Raw genomic sequence first — 23,712 nt, 5'->3', positions numbered from 1 at the left:
CAGAAAATTACTGAGATACTAATGCTTTGAGAATCAAGAGGTGAGTGCTACTCCACTTGAACGAGATAATGCTGCTTGCTGAACTATATTTATTTGACTACCAATCCGCGATTTTTGATTCCGCAAATATTGAATGATTGTTGCAACTCTTAATGTTTTGCTTAGAAATTTCTCACCCGCACCTTGGTAGACTGAACTTTATACAATTGGATTATTGTGGGCTGTTACGGTTTGCCAGAGCATTTCTGGTAAGACAGCCCGGTCTTCTCCCAAAGGGAGAGGATAGCGCCAACGGGGTTTCCCCATAAGGAACTGCCGCTACCGTAGCGGTAGGGACGTAGGAACGTCACCCGAAAGGTCTACTTAAGATAATAAAGACGAAAGAGAAATCAAGACATGGTAGATTCCCTCAAAAAACCAGGCTTTGAAGAAATCCGGCCAGGGATTAAAGTCCCGGCAAAAGAAACCCTGTTAACACCTCGGTTTTATACTACCGATTTTGATGAAATGGCCCGGATGGATATCTCCGTCAACGAAGACGAGTTACAAGCCATTCTCGAAGAGTTCCGCACTGACTACAACCGCCATCACTTTGTTCGGGATGCCGAGTTTGAACAATCCTGGGATCATATTGACGGTGAAACTCGCAAGTTGTTCGTTGAATTTCTAGAACGTTCCTGTACGGCAGAGTTTTCCGGCTTTTTGCTGTATAAAGAACTTGGTCGTCGCTTGAAAGGCAAAAACCCCGTCTTAGCTGAGTGTTTTAACCTGATGTCACGGGATGAAGCGCGTCACGCTGGCTTTTTGAACAAAGCTTTGTCGGACTTTAATCTGTCCCTAGATTTAGGGTTTTTGACTAAGAGTCGCAGTTATACCTTCTTTAAACCGAAATTCATCTTCTACGCTACTTATCTTTCTGAGAAGATCGGTTATTGGCGCTACATCACCATTTATCGCCATTTAGAAGCACATCCCGAAGACCGGGTTTATCCAATCTTCCGGTTCTTTGAAAACTGGTGTCAGGATGAAAACCGTCACGGCGATTTCTTTGATGCGGTGATGAAATCCCAGCCGCAAATGTTGAATGATTGGAAAGCACGGCTGTGGAGTCGGTTCTTCCTATTGTCGGTGTTTGCGACCATGTATCTCAATGACATCCAACGCAAGGACTTTTATGCCACCCTGGGATTGGATGCGCGAGAATACGATATCCATGTAATTAAGAAGACCAACGAAAACGCAGGTCGGGTATTCCCACTGATGCTGGATGTCGAGAATCCTGAGTTTTACGATCGCTTGGATGTTTGTATAAGCAATAATGAGAAGTTGGGTGCGATCGCTAACTCCAGCACTCCCAAATTCCTGCAATTCTTCCAAAAACTGCCACTTTACATCTCCAACGGCTGGCAGTTATTGCGGCTGTACCTGATGAAACCAATTGATACTGTTTCTACTCAAGGGGCAGTTCGTTAATTTATAACAGATTTGTGAAAACTTTGGTGGTTCTGCTGGTTGCAGAGCCACTTTTTTTGTCCTTTTTCAAAGCCAATGATTACTGATATGTCAACCAATTATTAGTGCGATCGCCTTTCTCATCACTCCTATAAAAGTATTCCCAAATAAGTACCAGCCTGTAACACTCATGACTTGTTCACAGGTGCAATGGCATCGGTAATGAATAAAAATAAATCAGAATGATTTTTTATGAAGCTTCAGCCTCTGCGAGACGCGTAATGGGCAGACCAAAGTATTGCTGACTCAATGAATTTTACTTTTTACTCAGCAATATTTTGCTGAGAAAGATTTTCGTGAGTTTCTACGGATATAACAGAAGCCGACATTAGGATACACTGGCATTTGAATACACTGGAAGTTGATCAGCGACTTAGTTTGTCGCTTCTGGTGACTTCCTTCCTAGTATCCTATTGCTTTTGGCTGTATGAAACTTACTCCAATCTACGGTAAGTCTCTCTGAAGAAGGTTTTTAGCATCTAAAACGACTGCCACTGTTTTGAGGCTATAGCCTTAGAATATTTACAAGCTTTACTTACGAATTAGCTCTCTCTAGATAAAAGTACCATTTTTGCTGTGTAAGCTGACATTCTACCTGTTTCATCTAGATTTGTGTAGCTTATTAACAAATCAACGGATTCATTAATATTAAGCCTGCTTTACTATTTAGTTTCTTAGCCCGACCTATTAGACAGCTAGAGTGTTCATTTCACTTTGTTCAATAGCTTTTAGCCCTTATCGCTCCCATGCTGACCCATCACCGCAAGCCCGTGTGCTTATCACTTATTTCCACTGACCTACCGATCTGGTCTGTTGTCGAAACTGCCGCGACATTGTATCAAAAAGATACCAATCGATTCCATTTATTGATGACCGCACCGCCTTTAATTAGCTGCGAAGTAGAGAGTGTCATAAGTCCAGAAGACACACTTCCCCAAAGTAAGAGCAAAGCTTACGCCCCTAACAGTCCTAGAATTTTATGGCTGGAGATTTCCCCTTATCGAGTCATCATGACTATGCAAGGTAACGCTCAAGTGAGTTACCGTCACTTTTGGGAACAGGGCGTTTATGGCATTAGTCGCTATTGGTTGCCAACTGAGTCATTGCAACCTAACGACCCGATTCGTTTACGAAATTTTACTCGTACCTTAACTCTCAGCGGACATCCTTTGCCAGAAAATTTGCGGCTGGAATATGAATTGTGGGCGGAAAAAGTCCAATTAGGATGCTACATACTGAATTTGGAAATTAAACATTGATAGGTGTGGGGAGTGAAGAAGATAACAAGGTACAGCTTACAGGGTATAGATTATTCCCTATCACCTGTCACCTGTCACCTCTCCCCTAATCTCGATGCCTAATCTTTCTTAACCAAAATAACTGGGTTGGTTTCCTGGTTTCCATTTAATATTGCAACCAACACTCGGCTTTTGCTCACTTGTAACAGGTTTACCCGCTAGCACTGCTTCAATAGCTGCGCGTAAATCTGCACCTGTTACAGGTTTACCGTTACTGGGGCGGCTATCATCTAATTGTCCTCGATACACAAGTTGGCGTTGGTCATCAAATATAAAAAAATCTGGTGTGCAAGCTGCTGTGTAAGCCTTCGCCGTTTCTTGGCTCTCGTCGTAGCATAAGGTGAAATTAAACCCTTGTTCTGTAACAAATGCTTGTAACGACTCTGGCGCATCATCTGGGTAATTTTTTGCATCGTTAGCACTAATAGCAACGATCGCTAAATCACTTGTAAAATAATCTCTTCCTAACTGCACTAATTCGTTTTGGACGTGTTTTACAAACGGGCAATGCCGACAAATAAACATTACCAACAGTGCTTTTTTATCTGCAAAGGTAGAAAGTGAAGTTGCTTTTCCAGATACTACTTCCGGTAGATTAAAATCTGGCGCTTTAGTGCCTAGCGGCAACATAGTTGAAGCAGTTAAAGCCATAGTTCACCCAATATTTTTACGCTGATAATTAACGGTTTTTGTTATCAGTATATTTTCACTCTAGCACTAAGTTTTCCATAAAATAAGAGACGGTAAATTTACCGTCTCTGATGATTTTTTGAGAGTTATGTTAAATAAATTAGTTTTTACAGACTTGCCAAAACACCAACAATACCGTGTCCTGTGAATACTTCTAATGCTATCAGAGAGACAAAACCAATCATTGCTAAACGACCATTGAGCATTTCTGCATAAGGAGTAAAACCAGTGCGATCGCCTTGCTCATCTATATATACTTTTGGCTCGATCGCAAAGTTGTTCAGTTTGCCTTGGTCGTCAATGATAGCAGTGCTTGTACGCATGGATTTTTTCCTGTCTTCTGTTTATGTAAATAACTGTAACAAAATTATTAACATTTGTAAAGTATCTTCATCTAATCGAGTAGAAGTCCAAGCCAGAGAAGAGATATGATGATGAATCGAGTTCAAAGCCATGTCTAAGTACTCTGTCTAAGCAATCCCAGTCACCAATCCATTCCCCAACAGCTAATGCATCGATTTCGAGTAGAGGTTATTGCCAAAACACCAAATCCGCAGCAGGTGATTTATGCCGCGATGCACCAGGACTATACCGATGGGTTCGTGTTTGATGAGCGCGACTCCTGGCCCTCGGAATCACAAAGCGGTGAAGTTATTGTTAAGCGGCTTTTAGCGGGTGAGAGGGGACACTATGGGCCTTTAGAGCATCCCCAGATTGTTTTCAATTGTGGCTACTTTCCCCACAGTGTGATGCAGCAGGCGCGGACTCATCGCGTTTCTGTATCATTTGATGTACAATCTTTTAGGTATACAGGCAACCAATTTATTGACGTAGTAGAAGGTAAGAAAGACATAGAAGATGTTTTTTATCTACGTCCTGTTGGTTATTACACTGATAGGCAAGGTAAAAAGTATCACTATTCACTAGAGCAACGAGCAGCAGATTTGGAGTGGTGTTTAGAAGCAGCTAAACGATATAAAGCTGATTTTGAGGGTGGAATGTCTGAAGAACACGCTAGAGGTAAAGTGCCTTTTGACTATCGCCAGCATTTTGTAGTTAGTTTCAATTTAAGGTCTTTCTTACATTTTTGTGACCTGAGAAATAAGAAAGATGCTCAACTGGAAATTCAAAAGTTATGTGAAATGATGTGGCCTCATTTTGAAGATTGGGCACCTGCGATCGCACAATGGTATGAAAAGCAGCGTCTAGGTAAAGCCAGGTTAGCACCTTAGATAATGGCTGAAAGTTGACATAATTTGCGGTAGGATAAGGCGAAGCGATTATCCTCGGATTTACTGGGTTTAATTTAGGGTGATCGCATCTATTTTTTTTGATGAACAAAGCTGTCGATATTAGCACTAAAAAATTAATCAGCCTTGCACCAAATAATTGGGCAAAATGGGTAACAGGAATTCCCGACATTGTTACAGGCGAAATCTTAAATACAGAATTTCAATGGATTAGCCGACAAAGCGATGTTGTAATTCAGGCTGAAAGTCCCCAATATGGGAAATTTCTCATCCTCAATGAGTTACAATTACGCCACACATCAGAAATGCCGCGTCGGATGCGTGCTTATGCGGCTCTTGCGGAAGAGAAATATAAACTACAAACCTACCCTGTACTGATTAACATTCTCAAAATCAGCAACAGTGAAATACCTACAAGCTTTGCATCAAATTTTATCGGTTTAAGAGCAATTCAAGATTACCGCGTAATCAATCTCTGGGAAGTTGACGTAAATATTGCTTTTGAGACGCCGTTACCGTCGCTGCTTCCCTTTGTACCAATTCTTAAAGGCGGAGAAAACGAGTCTACAATTAGGGAAGCATTGCGAATGCTGCGTGCTGACGAGCAATTAAATCAACTTGAGACAGTTCTGGCATTTTTTGCAACCTTTGTATTAGAAAGTACTTTAGTTCAGGAGATCATGAGGTGGGATATGACAGTCTTAAGAGAGTCACCTTGGTATCAAGAAATTTTACGTGAAGGACTAGCACGAGGAGAAGCAGAAGGAGAAGCACGAGGAGAAGCAAGAGGAGAAGCAAGAGGAGAAGCAAGAGGAGAAGTACGTGGAATAACCTCTAGCATCGAAACAAGTTTAGAGGCGAAATTTGGCAGCGATGGTTTGGAGTTGATGTCGGAAATTTCGCAAATTTCTGACTTAGGACAATTGAAAGAGATTTTACGCAAGATTGTTGTAGCAAATACAATTCAAGAGTTACGGAATGTTTTGTAGGATAAAGCAAGCGATCGCACCAACTCCTGCCTGAGAGCTAGAATATGATGAAAGTTTAGACTATAAAATTTTCGAGTTATTACACTTAAAATTTTAATGAATGTCTGCAAGAGATATTTTCCATAATTTAGTTAGATTGGCTTTGCAAAAAGATGGCTGGACAATTACACACGATCCACTGTCTATTCATTTAGCAGATGGACAATTGCAAATTTATCTGGGTGCAGAACGGTTAATCGCTGCCCAAAAACAAGACGAAATAATTGCTGTAGAAATCAAGAGTTTTGTTGCTCCTTCTGCAATTTAAGAATTTCATACAGCTTTAGGACAATGTTTAAATTATCGAGTTGCACTAAAACTAAAAGAACCAGAGCGAGTTCTCTATTTAGCAGTTCCGCTAGCAACTTATGAAGATTTTTTCTCACGGCAATTGCCACAACTGAGTATTCATGAATATCAATTGAAACTGCTAGTATTTGACCCGGAAAATGAGGTAATTGTACGATGGATAAACTAGCAAAGTATAGACAAATCATCCAGCAAGTTTTGACAATTCATGCTCAGATTAAACCTGCCTATGGTGAAATCGAACGACAAACTATTTTTGATGTGCAACAAAATCATTATCAAGTTGTGAATACGGGGTGGGAAAATCGCTGTCGAGTTTATGGCTGTTTAATTCATCTAGATATTCGAGATGGTAAGATTTGGATTCAGTATGATGGGACTGAGATTGGCGTGGCTAATGAATTAATAGAGTATGGTATTCCTAAGCAAGATATAGTGCTGGCTTATCAGCCTCCTTATATGCGAAAGCTGACAGAATTTGCAGTGGGATAAAGCAAGCGATCGCACTTTGATTTTTGGGTATGATTTAGAGCGATCGCACAATAGTTAGCAAAGCAGGATCTAAGTAAGGCAAGATTAGTTTCTTGTCACTTAGACTTTAGCTAGAGTTACAATCTCTAGCTGATCCTGATATTTCCCCTGTCTTGCTTCATAACTAATAGCGCAGGGTTCGCCTTCTAAAAATAGCAATTGCACCACTCCTTCATGAGCGTAAATGCGACAGTCTGCGCTAGAAGAATTGGAAAATTCTAAAGTTAAATGACCTCGCCATGCAGCCTCAGCAGGCGTTAGGTTTGCTATTATGCCACAACGTGCATACGTAGATTTTCCAATACAAATTACAGTAATATTCTCAGGAACCTCTAGTTTTTCTAGAGCAACCCCAAGTCCATAGGAATGAGCAGGTAAAATAAAATAACTGCCATTAGCATCGGTATGCAGTGCTGTTGGCTCCAGATTTTGAGGATTAAAGTTTTTGGGATCGACCACAGTTCCGGGAATGTGACGAAAAATGCGGAACTCGGCCGAAGAAAGGCGTATATCGTAGCCATAAGAAGATAAACCGTAGCTAATTACATGTTTAACTGCTACCGATCCATCTTTTTGCACTTTTCGGATTAAACTTGGCTCAAAGGGTGAAATTAAACCCTGTTGAGCCATTTCAGTAATCCAGATATCGTTTTTAATCACAACTTCACAGCTAATTCAAACGGAATTACTAGGATATCCTGAATTGAGTCTTTTGTTTAAGGTCGATAACTCCGACGGATTTCTGTAATTTGATCTGCTACATCTAAGAGGGATTTTGGCATCTCTGGCCCTGTGAGAATAATATCGACGTGGGGAGGGCGTTTTGCCAAAAACGCTAAAACTTCTGTTTCAGGAATTAAACCAAAGTTAATCGCTAAACTTAACTCATCTAACACCACGAGAGAATACTTACTCGCACACACAACTTGTTGTGTATACTGCCACAGCTTTTGTAAGGCTTGATTTTCTGTATCGTCTAAATGTGGTGTATCGATACAACGAGGCAAATCACACCGAATCCAATCTAAATTTTGTCCTAATTGTATAGGTCGATCTTGTCCTTGGCGGATACCTCCTTTGAGAAACTGTACTATTAATACTGGGGTTCCTTGTCCAGCTATTCTCAGTGATTGAGCCATCACGCTCGTAAAAAAGTTACGATGTGAGCTAGTGAAAACTTGTACTAGACCTTCAACTGGATATGGTAGAGTTGGGGTTGAATTGATACTTTGAGTTTCTAGCTGGGCAACCATAAAGTTAAGTTCAAAAAAATACAATAAGTAAAGGGTTATTACTGGCAGTAAAACTGACAAATTTGCCTGTATAATCAATCTGTTTTTCACAGGTATGGTGGATTTGGCAAATTGCATTCTTAGTCAACACTAGGTTTGTATTGAAGTCAAGAGTTCTGCTTGATTTACAGCAGATTTCAGGTAAATGAAGTACATAGACAAAACCCGAAAGCCTGTAGAGACTTTGCATATAACGTCTCTAGATGTAGTTTATAAAACCGCTAACTGCTGTAAGTTTTCGTCTTTCCTCTGTAATGAGTTGTAAAAATGAAAACATAAAATCTCTAGTTCCAATTATTTAAAAAAGCTAGGCACAACGCCTAAAAATCGCTAAATGTTAAATTTGTCGGTTGTTTGGGCAAAACAGACTTAGCTAGTAGTGAATTTGACACGATGAGGAGTAAATCGTTGTGAGATTGGTGATTCTGGGAGGTTCAGGATCGGGGAAAAGCACTCAAGCACAGAGGCTTTGCAGATACTTTGATATTCCTCTGATTTCCACAGGTGAGATTTTACGAGAAGCAATATCTGGCAATCAGCCCCTGCCGGAATTTCGATGGTTGGAAGCCGATCCCCGGACTTCTCTTTCGGTTTACGCTAGCTTGAGTGAACTAGGCTACCACGCACGACCCTACATGCAAAAAGGGGAGTTAGTTCCAGACGAAATGATCATTGAATTGATCCGAATTCGCCTCAGACAACCGGATATTAATTGCGATTGGGTGTTAGAAGGCTATCCCCGTACTGCCTTCCAAGCTGAAGAATTAGATTTTTTATTGGATGATTTAGGGCAAAAGCTAGATTGGGCAATTTATCTCCAAGTCCCGGAAGCAGTTATGGTTAGTCGATCCTTGGGGCGATCGCTACCAGATGACCAACCAGAAATCGTACAGCGCCGTGTAGAATTATTCTACGATCGCACCATTCCCATCCTAGAATATTACGACCGTCGTCGCTGCTTGTTGACCATCAACGGCGACCAATCACCAGAAATGGTACAGCAAAATATTTTGACTCTGCTTTCAGTTCCTTGAAGAGTGCTGAGTGAGGAGTGCTGAGTGCTGAGTGAGAAGTGCTGAGTGCTGAGTGCTGAGTGAGGAGTTAGGAAGAATTCTTTCCAATGCCCAATGCCCAATAACACTAAAGTAATCTTAAGGCAGTATTGTAAAACTTGAGGCAACTCCAATGGCTTGGCAGCGTCCTGACGGTCGGATTTCTTATGAACTACGTCCGATTAGCTTTCACCCCAGTTTCACCCGCTTTGCCCCCGGTTCTGTTCTTGCAAGATGCGGTGATACGCAAGTACTTTGTACTGTTAGTGTTAATAAGGGAGTTCCAAAGTTTCTTGAAGGAACTGGTAAAGGCTGGCTAACTGCTGAGTATCGGATGTTACCATCAGCTACCCAAAAACGCCAAGAAAGGGAATTATTGAAATTATCTGGACGGACGCAAGAAATTCAACGTCTAATTGGACGTAGCTTACGCGCAGCAGTGGATTTTGAAGCACTGGGAGAACGTACCCTGACTGTGGATGCTGATGTGTTACAAGCAGATGCCGGAACTCGAACAACAGCCATTACAGGCTCGTTTGTGGCGTTGGCTCATGCAGTCTCTAAATTATTGCAAGAGGGCGTATTAGAGCGATCGCCTTTGTGTGGACAGGTAGCAGCAGTTTCCGTAGGATTACTGGAGGGAGAGCCATTTTTGGATTTAGACTATATTGAAGATGTGGCTGCAACGGTAGATTTTAATGTGGTGATGAATCACCATCTGGGAATCATTGAAGTCCAGGGAACAGCCGAAGAAGGCAGCTTTAGCCGCACTCAGCTAGATCAACTGCTAGATGTCGCCCAAAAAGGAATTCAGGAATTGTTAATTGCCCAACGTGAAGCGATCCCTAACTGGGAAACGTTGTTTGTGATTAATTAGTTTTATTAATTTTTAATAAGAATTAATAAATGTATCCTTTATGGTGTTAATCAACAAAGTATCCAGTAACTGGATGTAAATAAAAATAATCATGACAGTAGTTAGTATGACTGACTACTGAAAACTTACCCTTGAAAGTGATAAGGAAATCTATGTTTTTCCAGTCTACTTAATCCACGATGTTAAATGTTTCAAAAGTTAAAAAGGGGGATTGTAATAAGTTCGGTATTGTATTGCCAGAAGCCAGCAATATGATGATGAAGCCATGAATAAAACCGTTGAAGTTCTACCGGATCAACCGACGCTGGTTGCACGAGCGCTAGAATTAATTCTGTCCAAGTTAGAAACTGCGATTGAGCAGCGTGGGCGGTTTACCATCGCCTTGTCTGGTGGCAGTACACCTAAACCGTTATACGAAGCAATTGCTACTCAAAAACTACCTTGGGATAAAATTCATATATTCTGGGGAGATGAGCGTTACGTACCACCAGATCACCCCGATAGCAATGAACTGATGACGCGTCGTGCGTGGCTAGATCGCGTTGACATCCCAGCGGCTAACATTCACCCCGTACCAACTTTAGAAGCCAATCCAGAACTGGCTGCTGCCAAGTATGAACAACATCTCAAAGAATTTTTCCATTCTTCTGGGGTCGAGTTTCCCTCCTTGGATGTAGTATTACTAGGAATGGGTGATGATGCACACACCGCATCTTTGTTTCCCCATACAGAGGCTCTTAAAGTACGCGATCGCCTTATAACTGTGGGTAACAAAGACGGAAACCCCAGGATAAGTTTCACATATCCCTTCATCAACTCTGCTCGTAGCGTGATTTTTCTGGTTGCTGGTGCTAATAAACGACCAGCTTTAGCTCAAGTCTTTGCACCTGTAGCTGATGACTTCACTTACCCATCCCGCTTAATTAAGCCCCAAGGAGAACTTTGGTGGCTGCTGGATGCGGCAGCAGGTTTGGAACTTCAACATTGAAGAATGGGGAATTGGGAGTGCTGAGTGCTGAGTGCTGAGTGCTGAGTTAGGAGTTAGGAGTTAGGAGTTAGTTAGGAGTTACTATTATTTCCCCTGCCCCTCTGCTCCTCTGCTCCCCTGCCCCTCTGCTCCTCTGCTCCCCTACCCCTCTGCTTCCCCTGCTTTCCTTTCCCGCATAAGAGTGTCCAATTCATTGTTCCATTAGCAGTAATTGCTAGAATCTAAAGCTAGGGCCGCCCTCTGCTTGCCAGTCCTAACTATATTTATGATGATCTTGAACAAAGGCTAAATATCGATGATCGTCTGCCCTAATTGCAATCATCCCAACCCTGACGGCGCTGTTCAGTGTGAAGCTTGTTATACACCGTTACCTGCGACTACTAATTGTCCCAGTTGTGGGGCAACTGTGCAGGCAGATGCTGCATTCTGTGGTCAGTGTGGCTATAACCTTCACTCCGCAGGAGTTCCACACGTTCATCCCGCAGTAGCTACAACAGTCACTCCCAATATTCCCGTGGAAGTACCAGCGTTAGTTCCACCCGATCCACTATTAGAACTTTTACAACCAGATGCCTTGGGAATGAGCGGTTCTACCAACTCCCGTCCTCCCGAATCATCTTTACCACCAACAGAGGTGGAAGTTCCGCCAGAACCAGCGCCACAGTTACCTGTTACAGTCAGTAGTCCCCCAGAGGCAGCGTCAACCGTTGTAGCTCAACCCGTAGTCTCTGGACAAAGTAGTATTCCGACTCCACCACCTGTGGAGCCAGCACCAGCCTCTGAAGCCGAAGTATCCCCGCCAGCAGCACCAGCACCAACTGCAACTGCTGCCAGAACGCAATTGCAGCAGGTTACAGCGCGGTTACTCCACGTTCAAAGCGATCGCTTAATTGAATTGCCGCAAAATTTCTCTGTGATTCATATCGGCAAGCCCAATGACCGGATTCCTCCAGATATAGATGTTTCAGGATTTCCCAATTCCGAAATTGTCTCGCGGATTCATGCAGATATTCGCGTCGAGGGGGATGCCCATTATGTAGAGGATGTGGGAAGTTCTAATGGCACTTACATCAATAATTTGCCACTTTTACCAGGGAACCGTCATCGCTTGCGACCAGGCGATCGCATCAGCTTGGGTAAAGGAGACTTGATGACATTCCTCTTTCAACTTGCTTAACTGATTCTTGCTAAATTGTGACATCAGTCTAAGTATTTTCTGCCCATCCTCCGGCATCCATTTTGGAGGAGAAACAAATGAACTGCATCAGATAAGCGACGGGTAACTATGTTGTTCTTGATAGCGCCATAGTTGACAGCCGTCGCTTTGATGTGCGAATTGTTGCATTGTCTAGCAACTCCATTACCTTAACAATTACACTAGGATGGATGGAAATACACTGCCAATGAGTGACCTATGAGGGAATCAAACAAAAATTTTGAAACCTTGCTGACCAAAGAAGCCCCGCCAGTTGTTGAACGCATGGGACTAACCTGGCTAGTTGCAGCAGCGATCGCCACTGCTTTATTGTGGCAAGTACCAGGAGGGGATTATATCTTATACCCATTTACAATTCTGGCAACTTGGTTTCATGAAATGGGTCACGGCTTAATGGCACTGCTATTAGGGGGACAGTTTCAGAAGTTGCAGATTTTTAGCAATGGTTCTGGTGTCGCAACTTATGGCATCCGGTCGTCATTCGGGCCAATTGGCCCGGCAATAATCGCCGCAGCCGGGCCAATGGGGCCACCTCTTGCTGGTGCAGCTTTAATTCTGGCTTCCCGCAGTTTTACAGCAGCAACCCTCTGTTTGAAAATTTTGGGAGGTTTTTTGCTGTTTTCCACATTAATTTGGGTGCGTTCCTGGTTTGGATTGGTGGCAATTCCCTTACTAGGTTTAATAATCTTAGGTATTGCCTTAAGAGCACCTCGTTGGACACAAGGGTTTGTCATTCAATTTTTGGGTGTACAAGCTTGTGTAAGTACGTATCATCAACTTGATTATCTATTTAGTAGTTCTGCTGGCTCCCTGGGAATTTCTGATACAGCGCAAATGCAGCGATATTTGCTTTTACCTTACTGGTTTTGGGGCGGGTTAATGGCGATCGCATCTCTGGTGATTTTAATCCAAAGTCTCCGCATTGCTTATCGTTCTGAGTAATCAGTAAGAGTGAGTAAGAGGCAGCATCAAAGCGATTTCAGAACTAAAGTAAAAATTTATCAGTATAATAGCCTGGATATTGTTAAAAAATTCGCCGCTAATAACTTTTACCTTCGCGGTTCGATACCCTAAACATGTCCACCCAACCTATAATTCAAAGCATATACACCGATGGTGCTTGCACCGGTAATCCTGGCCCTGGCGGTTGGGGTGTTGTCGTTTACTTCAGCGACGGCTCAATCCACGAAATGGGCGATGCATCCCCTCATACCACTAATAATAAAATGGAGATGCAAGCTGCGATCGCCGCCCTTCAATTTCTGCAAACATCTCAACAAGCCCAACCGATTACCCTTCATACCGATAGCGAATACTTGATTAACTGCGTTACCAAATGGGTGAAAGGCTGGAAAAATAAAGGCTGGAAAAAGTCAGATGGTAAACCCGTCCAAAACCAAGACCTTTTAGAAATCTTAGATGAACTCAATACCCAACAAGTAAAATGGCAATACGTTCGGGGACATTCTGGTAACATAGGTAACGAACGTTGTGATGCGATCGCTCGCACTTATGCTAGTGGCAAAACCCCTGCTCTACAACAATTATCTTCTACAGAATTTTATAAATCTTTACCTTCCACAAATGAAATAAATGTAGCAAAAGTAGCTGATTATGAAAAAAACTCTAGAATAACTAACCAAAATCCGCAAAAAATCAGTACTTCTGCACCAGAAATAACCGTTATGGAACCATCAACCGGGCCAACTGCGGCCGTAACCGATGAAAAACCGCCAGAAATGAGGGTTTCGCAACTCCGCAGCTTGGTCGAAACTCTGCGTATAGCTGACGAAATTTCTGAAAAAGGCTACTTAATCACCAGTTCTGAGTTAGCAGACTTGATGGATGTCCACGCCAGCGCTGTCACCAGCCGTGGAGATCAATGGCGCTGGCGAAACTGGATAGTGTCACGGGTACGCCGTGAAGGAAATCAAATTCTTTGGGAATTGGAACGCGGGGATCAAGTAGGAGGCGAAGAGGAGTAGGGAGTGCTGAGTGCTGAGTGCTGAGTGCTGAGTAGCTGTTAGTGATAGCGGGGCGTTTAGCCCGTGCTGAGTTTTGAATTTTTAACTCCTCACTCTAAACTCTTCACTGCTCACTCCCTACTCTCTACTCAGCACTCACAACTCACAACTCAGCACTATACTTGCGTCCTCGCCACTCGCGCGGGGTACGGAATGCAGATAAAAAGATTCGCAGCACAGCTAAGGGATCAGCCAAAGGGGAAAGCCAGAACAACCAGCTGCCTTTAGCGTTTGTGCGATCGTAAGAAGGTGCGATCGCTATTAGCATCGCAAAGCGAATCACCAACAGGAATAAATTCAGTCCCAGCAGCAAGAGTGGGGGAGTGGACGAATATGAGAGCGTGGGAGTAATCAACAAAAAAGTCAGGACGATTAAAAAGGGTAGACCTTGAACAGATGTGAGTAGCCATAAATCTCCCCACAACTGAGAGCGAGAAGTTGCATCTTTAAGATCGAGACTCCGCCCCCATTCTTTCCACGTCTCCATCGCCCCTTCATACATACGTACCTTTAATACCTTGGCACCATCTAAAAAGCCGACCTTATAACCTTGGATAGCAATATTGCGTGCCAAGGTGACATCATCACAAAAAGAATTACTTGCACTGCTATAACCACCCACAGCAGCTAAAACGGAGCGACGACACAAAAAACATTGGCCATTCGCCATTACCCGTTCTGGTTGCTCTGTATTGATCCCCGCCGGGTCAAATCGATAAAGCAAAGTCATCAACAAAGCAGGTTGTAGCCAGCACTCCCCAGGATATTTGAGGATGAATTGGGGTGAAAGAGAAACCAAATCATAGCCTTGTGCTTCGGCTGTCTTCACTAAACCAGCAACTAAACCAGGATGCGGTTGGATATCAGCATCCAGCCCCAAGAACCATTGACTTGCCTCGGAGCTATATAGAAAACCGTTATGCAAGGCCCAAGGACGCCCCACCCAACCAGAGGGTAAGGGATCATCTGTCATCACGCGAAAGCGCGGATCTTTCTGCTGTGAGGCTTTTACTAAGTCGGGGGTGCCATCACTGGATTTGCTGTCTACAACCATAATTTCCCGAACTTCATAGCTTTGCTGACTTAAACCAGCCAACAGAGGGCTAATGCGAAGTGCTTCGTTCAGTGTAGGAACAACTATGCTAACCTTACCCAAAAGTTCAGGTGTTGGCTGTTGTGGTTCTATTGGAGGATGGCGTCTTGGCCCCTTTAGCAGCCGCGAAAACAGAATCGCCGTTGCTGGTACTTGGATAAGTAGCAACAAAAGAGAGATAGCGTTTTCTGCTATCAAAGCGTTGTCATTAGTCATTAGTCATTGGGTATGGGGCATTGGGCATTGGGTATGGGATTGGATATAGAAGCAGAGGGGAAAGACTTACTGCAACTTCTCCTCTGCTCCTCTGCTCCCCTGCTCCCTCTGCCTCCCCACTCCCGACTCCCTAATTTCTAGGCTTATTTCAAGGCAACTTCAACCTTTGCTACTGATACTTCTTTGGTTGCTGGCTCAACAGTAACTTGAGCCGGTGTGGTTGAACTCCTAGACCACAGCACCACAGCCGGAACCACACCTAGCAATAAGCCGAGTAATACAGGGATAGAGAATCCGGCTGCCAAGCTGAGTCCGGCGGCGAATGCAAAGTTAGTTAAATAAACGACTAATGGCAGATTGAGTTGCGATCGCTCTAATTTAATTGAGGCATTTCTCCACAATAATCCTGCCACACTCATAAACAGAGCGCTAGTACCAAACCAACCTACATAGTTTTGGTAAGGTGTTCCAAAGAAAGCTCCTGGTTGTTCCCAATACCAGAAGGGCAGAGAAGTTTGACTCATAGCCGGTTCAAGGGCAAAGTCCCAGCAAGTGAAGAGCAAAGCACCAACGGCTATCGCAGCAATATGGCGACCCCAACTGGGTTTTTGAGCCACTTGCAAACCAGTTCTCGCAATTACATAAGACGACAGCCCAACATAAAACCAAGATAAAGGAATTGTGAAAGGAACTAGCCCTCCAATCTTATAACCCAAGCCACTCAAGTAGCTATAATCACCAAATGGAAACCCTGTACTAGTTCCCAGTAGTTCACTTCCCAAAGAGATAAACATAGCTGGTAGCATAAATGCTAGCCAAGTTCCTAATCCCAACGTCCGGTAGGCATAAATAGAGACAGCTACTGTCCCTAAGATGATATCAACTACACCACCGCCAGCCATACTTAACTGTACGGCAGTTTCTCCTACCTGCGATAAGTTGAAAATTATTCCGGCATTAGGTACTACCAGTAGCATCCCTACGAGTCCAAAGGCTTTTGACGCGATATGACCAATGAGGCATACGCGTTCAGCAATAATAAGTTGTTTCATGATAATTCCTTAACAAGATGTGACACGCGGCTACTCGGCTGCTAACAGTTTACAAATCTTTAACTACTTTGTACCGCAATTCTCGACAAACTTGTTTGGCTTTCTTGTGAACAGCATAAAAGTCTGTTGATTAAAGCTATAAAAATATGATGCTAAACTTACTAGTTTAAGCCATATATTCAAAATCTACATAATTTTATCTCTAAGAACTTCTGGTTTCTTGTCTCACAGATACCCATATCGGAAAAAACTCCTTTGATACTGGGATATCCTTAAGGAAGGATAATTATCATAAACTGAGCAAGTCCTCAAGCAAAATAAAGTCTTGAGTTACTACACTTAATTTATGCGATAAGACCTTAACCCTGTACTAGAAATATAAACCCATGTCAATTTTGAAAAGAGTTCCTTGGGTGTCCCTGGCGCTAGTACTGCTGAGTTACAGTACTTTGGGCTGGGTAATATCAGAAACACGTGCTCCTATATTTGTGTGGGTGGCAACTGTAATTGCTATCTTGCTTTTAATCATAACGTTGACCGCTCCTTGGCCGAAGATGACATATTATTACAGCCTTTTTCTGCAATCAAATACCAGGTCTTTCGGCGTTGCCGTCTTAGCAGCTTTCTTATTCTTTATTATGATTGCCTGGTTTCGGGTATTTCTTGATACTTTACTCATCATTTCAGCGACTATATTAGTCAGGATAGATTTTCAAAGAGCGGGACTTAGGGAAGGGTTAGCTTTTTCGACTGCCTCTATCTTTTCATTGGGAGGTTTAGCTTTGGGTGCGCTAATCTACAAGTTCATATATTCTCAAATTCCGCTGACGTGATGAAGTATACCCGAAAAAGGAAGCGATGCCTGAGTTGGGTTGGTTCAATACTTACTTGGGTTCAAAATGCAGGCTGTTCAAACAGCAGTAGAGAGAGGAAAAAATCCATAATAAAAATTGATACCCAACTAGTAACAACTGCTTTTGTTGCCGATTCTCCTACTTCCTTTGCTCCCCCTCTTGTAGTTAAACCCCAACTACAGCCAATGACAGCAACCAGCACTCCAAAAATAAACCCTTTTAGCAAAATAATAAACAAATCTGACGGTTCTAAAAAATTTCTGACTGATTCTAAAAATGTTTCGGGAATAATTTGGTAGAACTTTGATGCGGCAAAAACTCCGCCAATGATGCCGTAACTAAAGCCAAAATCGTCATCAAAGGCACCATCAAACAACAAGCAATTACTCTAGGAAGTACTAGATAATCAATTGGATCGGTTTTGAGCATATAAAGTGCATCAATTTGCTCGGTAACTCTCATTGCACCTATTTCTGCTGCAAAAGCAGAACCTACTTGTCCCGCCATAATACTAGCGGTCAAAATTGGAGCTAATTCTCTACAAAAAGCTAAGGCAAAAGCACCTCCTACTGCATCAACAGCCCCAAATCGCACTAATTCTCTCGCTGTTTGAATAGTAAAAATCATTCCTGCAAAACCGCTGACAAGGAGAACTGGAGAGATAGAACCTGGCCCAGCGGTAACAAGATGTTGCAAAATCTTGCGATAGTAGGTTTTCCCTTGGAGTAAATGTAGCCACACTTGACCAAAGAGCAGTATTGCTGCAAAACAGCGTGTAATCCCAGATTGCTCAAATTTTGTTTTTGGTTGCAATTTTATCGTCCTTACGACTGACTTTTTTTGCACATTTGTTGTTATGTCAATTTTCCAAAATCAGACTACAGATACAAATGGTGGGAACCCAGCCAGATGTAATCTGACTTTCTCAATTAACGTGAGTTCGATGAACCTCTCCCTCCCAGCCTCCCTCTCCGAAACGGAAAGGGAGGAGCAACGAAAAATTCAGCTTTTTGCTCCCCTCTCCGTGTCGGAGAGGGGTTGGGGGAGAGGTCAAATAAGACTTGTCGAACTCACGTTCAATTAACTCATGCATTGTATGCTATGGGGTTGCAATCTCTCGTCCGTCAAACTAGGAAAAGTAATTGAATCAACTCAAAGGGTTGAAAAATCTAATAATATTTCCAAATAATGTTAAACAATTTTTTATGAGCTGGATTAAATACATAATATTTCTGTTGCTATTAATACTACCTTTCTCCGTGGTACATCCGGCTTTTGCATCTGTATGCCGCAATTACGCTGTTTACGACGGTCTACGCCACCAGATTTGCATTCTCAGTATCAGCCGAAGTGCCAAAAATTATTGGGAATACAAAGCAATTGTTAGCGTAGATGGCATAAAAAGACCTACAGAGGTTTACAATTGTCGCGAACGAGTCAAGCTTCAACAAACTGGGACTGTTTTGCCTTTTGAGCAAAAAGGCCCTGGTGAGATGATATGCAGCTTTTTTAATTCTTCTCGGCGATAAACACGCGCCAGATAATGAAGACGGTAAAACCTAGATAGGTGAATACTGTTAGCCATTCTTGCCAGCTACCAAATGCATTGTTCATCAGCCAAAAGCCGGAAAATTAATATTTATCAATCCTACACGCTGATGCTACCAGTAGTAGATTGCTGTATTTTAGGAGATCAAAGAAGACTAGTCAAAAATTCTTAGCTAATTTTCCGGAATGGGTAACAATGGCGTGGTAGTAAATATCAGAACATCGATATTATACTGAACCTCTATAACTAACCTTCGGGGAATATATCCCCATTGTTTTCCCTCAAAAACCCGGTCATAAAGACCGGGTTTTTGGTGTTTATACCAAGTTCCAGGCGAGCAAGTCAGGGACAGAGGGCTGGCTACGCCAACGCAGCACTTCTTTAAACTGGTTGCGTATCAAATAAAACTATTGCCCAGAAACTTTTAAGAGATTTTATTGGTCTGATTCTCCAAATTCTGTAAAAATTAACCAATGTCATCTTCTGCTCAAGGTATTCCCGGATTACCCGATTTGACGCATCCAGTTGAGCTTGTTCAATTTGGAACCCAGGCACTCAAAGCTTCACTGTTATTAGTATTTTTGGTGGTAGCTTTGGGAGTTGCGATCGCACTTATCAGTTTTTCTCTGCGTCGCAGCCAGCCGGAACAATTTATATTCATTGGCGAATGGGCTGTTCGTTATTCCCAACTGTTGCGGGGATTACAGCATTTAACTCTAGTATTAGTCCTGTTAGTTCCGGGATTTTTTCTATGTTCAACTTTGAGCAATCGCTATCACCATTGGGAACAAACAAAGGTGGCTCAAGTAGCTGAAAGTGTCGCAGGTGAAAAGCTCGAACAATCTGCCCCACAAGTCCGCTACACTATCCAGGAACCATACTCTTATACCACGCAAGCCAATGGCAAAATAGTCAAAGTCAATGATACGCGAGAGATTAACCGCTTTTTAACGCTGGGTGGTTCGCAAATTCAAGTCAAGCTAGACCAAAGCGTAGATGTTCCAGGTCGCAGTTCAATTTATCGCGTGGAATACACTGCTGATTATAAAGTAGTTAACCAACTCAAGGATATTAATAATTTCTTTTTTGAAGCATCGCCGCCTAACGGCTACACACTGCTTGCTGGCTACAAAGTAGAGCGTAACGGTAATAGGCTACAACAAACTAATCCGGGAGACTATGGCTTTCCCTTCCAGTTGCAACCGGGAGAAGAAACTACCTTTCGAGTTACTTATCAGGCTCAAGGCGGGCCTCGCTGGGTTTACAGCGCCGCAGGACAGTTGCTTTCTAATTTTCGCCTCACAGCAATTGCCAACTTTGCTCCGGCTGATTTTGCTAGTGGTGTTGTACCAAATGAGATTAAAGTTAACGGACGCAGTACTCAGTTTACTTGGATATTTGACGATAATGTTTCAGTCAAAAATCCCTTTGGAGTCTTTACCAACACCGAACCCATTCGTCATACTGGCATCATTCCCCGGCTTTTATTACTAGCCCCGGCAATATTTTTGTGGTGGATATTATTGTTATATTTGTCACTGCCAATGAGTTTTAGAAATATTGCGATCGCTGGTAGTATTTTCTTTGCTTGTCTGTTGACTTTGACCTATCTAACTCGCATTATCAATGCTCAGTTGGCTTGGACTTTAATTTCCATCATTTTACTAATTTTAACATGGGGATTGGGAGCTAGCCGCAGTGCTTCCCTGGCTGCGATCGTCGCCACTATTGCTGGAGCAGTGCTACCTATTTTTGGATTATTAGTACCGTTTAGCGGACTAACCCTTAGTTTAGCGGGTTTGCTTTCAGCGGTTTGGCTAGCAGTTCGTCACTGGTATGGCTGGTACAGTTTGCACCCAGAAAATCAAAGATTGCAGACTCAGAAAAATGCTAAAGATTAAATGATTCCGCTATGATTAGCAAAGTTTTAGCGTGGGGCATTTATGGATAACGATTTACTCGCTTTCTTTGCGGCTGCTGGGTTACTCATTCTTTATCTTATCTTCTCAGCCTTAACTGAAATGGGGACTAAATTGCCTTGGAAGAAATAAGCTGATGGGCTAAAAAGTTTACACTTCTAAACCTGATTGGGGTTGGAAAAAAAGTAACCATCATTTAGGCTTGGTTAATATATTTATTGTTCGAGATAGTGCCAAATGCGCGATCCACAAAATAACCACATTAAAATTGAGCCGGCAACCCTCGTTTTGATTGTATCTGTCTTAATACTTTTGCCTCTGCTGGTTGTTGGTTTTTTCTCGCAGTGAAGTTAGCCCGATGCTCTTTTTCTCAGGTGCGTTAAGCTACTGTTAACGCACCATATATCAAAACTACTTAGGCAAAACCTGCCGCAGTGCTGCTAAAAGTTGGTCAACGCTTTCCTTTCGACTATTAAAGCCCATCAATCCCACGCGCCAAACAAGACCCGCGAGTTCGCCAAGACCACCACCAATTTCAATATTATGTTCATTGAGTAACTGTCGAGCGATCGCTTTACCATCTACGCCGGGTGGAATGCGGACAGTGGTAAGCGTTGGCAGTCTATACTCTTGCTCAACGTGCATACTCAGTCCTAAATTTTCTAAACCTTCCCAGAGATATTCTACGTTCTTTTGATGCCGCTGCCAGGAATTGGCTAATCCCTCTTCTGCAAGCAAACGTAGTGCTTCCCGCAATGCATAGTATAAATTAATGGGTGCTGTGTGGTGATAGGTGCGTTCAGCGCCCCAATACTTGCCCAGCAACAACATATCTAAATACCAGTTTGCAACTTTCGTTCGCCGCTGTTGCAATTTCTCAACTGCACGCGCACTCATGGTAAAAGGAGAAGCGCCAGGTGGGCAACCTAACCCTTTTTGGCTACAGCTATAAGCTAGGTCAACTCCCCAAGCATCCAAAAACAAGGGGACGCCGCCCAAACTTGTCACCGTATCCACTAATAACAAAGTGCCAAATTCACTACACAAATCAGCGACCCCTTCCAACGGTTGACGTGCGCCCGTGGAAGTTTCGGCATGAACTAGAGCTAAGATAGTTGGACGATGAGTTTTTAAGGCAGTTTGGAGTTCATCCAAGTTGAAGACTTGTCCCCAAGGTTTGGTAATGGTTCGCACATCAGCGCCATAACGTCCAGCCATATCCACAAGGCGATTACCAAAGTAACCAGCTACACCAATTAAAACTACATCACCGGGTTCTACAGCATTGGCGATGGTTGCTTCCATTGCAGCTGTTCCCGTACCGCTGACTGCAATGGTAAGTGAGTTTTCTGTTTGCCATACGTAGCGTAGCAACGACTGAATTTCATCCATGAGTGCGAGAAAAGTTGGGTCAAGATGCCCAACGGGTGAAGTATTCATCGCTTGGAGAACTGTGGGATGGGCATTAGATGGCCCTGGCCCCAACAGCAGACGGGATGGGATTTCTAACGGCGTGAGTTGCAAGCGCCCGGAGTCGTTAATTGAAATTGTTTGCGTCATAAATCTCTCTTCATTTAGACGATACTTACCGGATCATATAGGAATCCGATTTGATTCCTGAACTTACTTGTATAGGGAGGGAACAGGAAATCTGGAAATAGGGCATTAGACTTCTTGGCATTTGTCGGGAAAAGGGTAAGGGGAAAGGGGGAAAGGTTTGTTCTTTTCCCTTTCCCCTTTAACCTTTTCCCTTTTCCCACAAGAGTGCAAAAAGAACTTTTGCAAGAGGTCTATTGCAGAACAGTGGTATGAATTGAGACAAGCAGAGGAAACTGGGGGAAAATTTTGGACGTTGCTAAATCATCCCGCAAATATGCAACGTCGGGATATAGATGTGTACTGAGTTTTTTTATCAAAAGTTTCAGCTACTTTCTATGCCCAAAATTTCTAAATCTTCATTAATTAAACTAGTGGATTTACCGAGGGAAAGGATTTATTTTATTCCTACATTGAAAGTGAAAGCAACTACAAGAAATGATCTGCAAAAAGTTTCATTTTTGCTGAATATCAGGGATTTACTCTTAGACAATTATGATAAAGCATAGTAGCAATAAAAACCTTACTATACACAAAATATCTCACAGCATTAATATTAAACCAACTTTAGACTTGTATCCTACTCGCCTAGTTTTTATTGACCCACAGGTTGATGACTACCAAAGTTTGGTAATGGGTGTATTACCAGATACCTCAGTTGTAGTCTTAGATGCCAACCAAGATGGCATCGAGCAAATTAGTCAAGTGCTGGAGTCTCATCAGGGAGTCAATAGTCTGCACATTGTTTCCCACGGCGCACCTGGGTGCATCTATTTGGGCAACAGTCAACTCAACAACGAAACGCTCAATCGTTACGCAACCCAACTTATGGGTTGGGCAAATGCTTTGGGTGAAGATGCACAACTACTGCTGTATGGTTGCAAAGTCGCTCAAACCGAGCCAGGTGTATTGTTTATACGCTGTCTGAGCGAATTGACAGGTGCAGTAGTAGCGGCCTCTGATGATTTGACAGGGAGTGCTGCATTAGGTGGTGATTGGGAACTGGAGGTTTCTACAGCGCCTATTGTTCCTCGTTTAGCGTTTGAGCAAGAAGTAATAACAGCCTACGCTTCAATTCTACCTGTAGTTCTTGATGCCAGCTTTGATAGTGATGGCAAAGTCACTACTGATATTGGTACTAATACCACCGACACTGCTAGAAGCATTGTCATACAAGACGATGGCAAGATTCTGGTAGCGGGAGTGAGTAATAATAACTTTGCTGTAGTACGTTACAACAGCAATGGTAGTCTCGACAGCACCTTTGGTACTGCTGGCAAGGTCACTACTAACTTGGGCAGTACTGACATAGCCTACAGCATTGCCCTGCAAGACGATGGCAAGATTCTGGTAGCGGGAGTGAGTA

General features: G+C 42.9%; 22 protein-coding genes and 2 pseudogenes. 16 read left to right on the top strand and 8 right to left on the bottom strand.

From position 1 onward, the window contains the following. Window positions 1-396 precede the first annotated feature (396 nt). Window positions 397-1,473 (top strand): magnesium-protoporphyrin IX monomethyl ester (oxidative) cyclase, encoded by a 1,077-nt coding sequence (gene acsF, locus RMY16_RS20790; RefSeq protein ID WP_322737997.1) that lies wholly within the window; start codon window positions 397-399, stop codon window positions 1,471-1,473. Window positions 1,474-2,258: 785 nt separating this feature from the next. Beyond that, entirely contained in the window at window positions 2,259-2,771 is a 513-nt protein-coding gene (locus RMY16_RS20785; protein ID WP_322737996.1) for a hypothetical protein, read from the top strand. Between the two features lie 108 nt (window positions 2,772-2,879). On the opposite strand, the gene RMY16_RS20780 is transcribed toward RMY16_RS20785, so the two are convergent. Beyond that, on the bottom strand, window positions 2,880-3,461 hold the full coding sequence (locus RMY16_RS20780; protein ID WP_322667236.1) for a thioredoxin family protein: 582 nt from the start codon (window positions 3,459-3,461) through the stop codon (window positions 2,880-2,882). Between the two features lie 146 nt (window positions 3,462-3,607). Next, complete coding sequence (locus RMY16_RS20775; RefSeq protein ID WP_094348273.1) at window positions 3,608-3,823, bottom strand: chlorophyll a/b-binding protein; 216 nt, start codon at window positions 3,821-3,823, stop codon at window positions 3,608-3,610. A gap of 186 nt (window positions 3,824-4,009) precedes the next feature. On the opposite strand from RMY16_RS20775, the gene thyX reads away from it, so the two are divergent. The 4 genes and pseudogenes from thyX (at window position 4,010) to RMY16_RS20755 (ending at window position 6,579) form a co-directional block, all read left to right on the top strand. Beyond that, a complete protein-coding gene (thyX, locus tag RMY16_RS20770; RefSeq protein WP_322737995.1) occupies window positions 4,010-4,732 on the top strand; it encodes an FAD-dependent thymidylate synthase in 723 nt (240 codons plus the stop codon). Window positions 4,733-4,833: 101 nt separating this feature from the next. Then, the gene (locus RMY16_RS20765; protein WP_322737994.1) at window positions 4,834-5,739 is read left to right on the top strand and encodes an Rpn family recombination-promoting nuclease/putative transposase; all 906 of its coding nucleotides are present in this window, start codon (window positions 4,834-4,836) and stop codon (window positions 5,737-5,739) included. Between the two features lie 100 nt (window positions 5,740-5,839). Further along, a pseudogene (locus RMY16_RS20760) lies at window positions 5,840-6,256 on the top strand (XisH family protein). After that, window positions 6,244-6,579: a XisI protein gene (locus tag RMY16_RS20755; protein WP_322737993.1), complete on the top strand. Its 336-nt coding sequence runs from the start codon at window positions 6,244-6,246 to the stop codon at window positions 6,577-6,579. Before RMY16_RS20760 ends, RMY16_RS20755 begins: the two are co-directional and overlap by 13 nt. A gap of 99 nt (window positions 6,580-6,678) precedes the next feature. Here the strand turns inward: RMY16_RS20755 and dcd are convergent, their stop codons facing one another. Next, window positions 6,679-7,248 (bottom strand): dCTP deaminase, encoded by a 570-nt coding sequence (gene dcd, locus RMY16_RS20750; RefSeq protein ID WP_322667274.1) that lies wholly within the window; start codon window positions 7,246-7,248, stop codon window positions 6,679-6,681. Window positions 7,249-7,334: 86 nt separating this feature from the next. Next, complete coding sequence (locus RMY16_RS20745; RefSeq protein ID WP_322737992.1) at window positions 7,335-7,871, bottom strand: P-loop NTPase family protein; 537 nt, start codon at window positions 7,869-7,871, stop codon at window positions 7,335-7,337. A gap of 449 nt (window positions 7,872-8,320) precedes the next feature. Here RMY16_RS20745 and RMY16_RS20740 point away from each other — a divergent pair, with 449 nt between their 5' ends. The 6 genes from RMY16_RS20740 to rnhA all read left to right on the top strand — a co-directional run bounded on the left by RMY16_RS20740 (window position 8,321) and on the right by rnhA (window position 14,028). Next, window positions 8,321-8,944: a nucleoside monophosphate kinase gene (locus tag RMY16_RS20740; RefSeq protein ID WP_322636905.1), complete on the top strand. Its 624-nt coding sequence runs from the start codon at window positions 8,321-8,323 to the stop codon at window positions 8,942-8,944. Window positions 8,945-9,095: 151 nt separating this feature from the next. Then, window positions 9,096-9,839, top strand: a complete 744-nt coding sequence (gene rph / locus RMY16_RS20735; protein ID WP_322737991.1) for a ribonuclease PH — start codon at window positions 9,096-9,098, stop codon at window positions 9,837-9,839. Between the two features lie 265 nt (window positions 9,840-10,104). After that, window positions 10,105-10,827, top strand: coding sequence for a 6-phosphogluconolactonase (gene pgl / locus RMY16_RS20730; RefSeq protein WP_322737990.1), 723 nt, complete (start codon window positions 10,105-10,107; stop codon window positions 10,825-10,827). 295 nt (window positions 10,828-11,122) lie between these two features. Beyond that, window positions 11,123-12,004, top strand: a complete 882-nt coding sequence (locus tag RMY16_RS20725) for an FHA domain-containing protein (protein WP_322667226.1) — start codon at window positions 11,123-11,125, stop codon at window positions 12,002-12,004. 237 nt (window positions 12,005-12,241) lie between these two features. Continuing rightward, window positions 12,242-12,985 (top strand): M50 family metallopeptidase, encoded by a 744-nt coding sequence (locus tag RMY16_RS20720; protein ID WP_322737989.1) that lies wholly within the window; start codon window positions 12,242-12,244, stop codon window positions 12,983-12,985. 134 nt (window positions 12,986-13,119) lie between these two features. Continuing rightward, window positions 13,120-14,028 carry a ribonuclease HI gene (rnhA, locus tag RMY16_RS20715; protein ID WP_322667222.1) on the top strand — a complete coding sequence of 303 codons (909 nt, stop codon included), beginning with the start codon at window positions 13,120-13,122 and terminating at the stop codon, window positions 14,026-14,028. 142 nt (window positions 14,029-14,170) lie between these two features. On the opposite strand, the gene cruG is transcribed toward rnhA, so the two are convergent. Together cruG and cruF are read right to left on the bottom strand one after the other, a co-directional pair. After that, complete coding sequence (gene cruG, locus RMY16_RS20710) at window positions 14,171-15,376, bottom strand: 2'-O-glycosyltransferase CruG (protein ID WP_322737988.1); 1,206 nt, start codon at window positions 15,374-15,376, stop codon at window positions 14,171-14,173. A 143-nt stretch (window positions 15,377-15,519) separates the two neighbouring features. Beyond that, window positions 15,520-16,428 (bottom strand): gamma-carotene 1'-hydroxylase CruF, encoded by a 909-nt coding sequence (gene cruF / locus RMY16_RS20705; RefSeq protein WP_322737987.1) that lies wholly within the window; start codon window positions 16,426-16,428, stop codon window positions 15,520-15,522. A gap of 386 nt (window positions 16,429-16,814) precedes the next feature. Between cruF and RMY16_RS20700 the strand changes: the two genes are divergently transcribed. Then, window positions 16,815-17,261 carry a hypothetical protein gene (locus tag RMY16_RS20700; protein WP_322737986.1) on the top strand — a complete coding sequence of 149 codons (447 nt, stop codon included), beginning with the start codon at window positions 16,815-16,817 and terminating at the stop codon, window positions 17,259-17,261. Window positions 17,262-17,322: 61 nt separating this feature from the next. On the opposite strand, the pseudogene RMY16_RS20695 reads toward RMY16_RS20700, so the two are convergent. After that, window positions 17,323-18,095: pseudogene (locus tag RMY16_RS20695) on the bottom strand (MlaE family lipid ABC transporter permease subunit). Window positions 18,096-18,487: 392 nt separating this feature from the next. Here RMY16_RS20695 and RMY16_RS20690 point away from each other — a divergent pair. Together RMY16_RS20690 and RMY16_RS20685 are read left to right on the top strand one after the other, a co-directional pair. Continuing rightward, window positions 18,488-18,811, top strand: coding sequence for a hypothetical protein (locus RMY16_RS20690; protein ID WP_322737985.1), 324 nt, complete (start codon window positions 18,488-18,490; stop codon window positions 18,809-18,811). Between the two features lie 493 nt (window positions 18,812-19,304). Beyond that, window positions 19,305-20,732, top strand: a complete 1,428-nt coding sequence (locus RMY16_RS20685) for a hypothetical protein (protein ID WP_322737984.1) — start codon at window positions 19,305-19,307, stop codon at window positions 20,730-20,732. Window positions 20,733-21,161: 429 nt separating this feature from the next. On the opposite strand, the gene RMY16_RS20680 is transcribed toward RMY16_RS20685, so the two are convergent. Next, the gene (locus RMY16_RS20680) at window positions 21,162-22,310 is read right to left on the bottom strand and encodes an alanine--glyoxylate aminotransferase family protein (RefSeq protein ID WP_322737983.1); all 1,149 of its coding nucleotides are present in this window, start codon (window positions 22,308-22,310) and stop codon (window positions 21,162-21,164) included. 531 nt (window positions 22,311-22,841) lie between these two features. On the opposite strand from RMY16_RS20680, the gene RMY16_RS20675 reads away from it, so the two are divergent. Beyond that, the coding region (locus RMY16_RS20675) for a DUF4347 domain-containing protein (protein WP_322737982.1) at window positions 22,842-23,712 on the top strand (871 nt) is incomplete at its 3' end.

Source organism: Nostoc sp. DedQUE12b (assembly GCF_034530835.1).
Lineage (GTDB): Bacteria > Cyanobacteriota > Cyanobacteriia > Cyanobacteriales > Nostocaceae > Nostoc.
The sequence above is the reverse complement of the archived record's forward strand: the minus strand, read 5'-3'. Positions and strand labels throughout refer to the sequence as shown.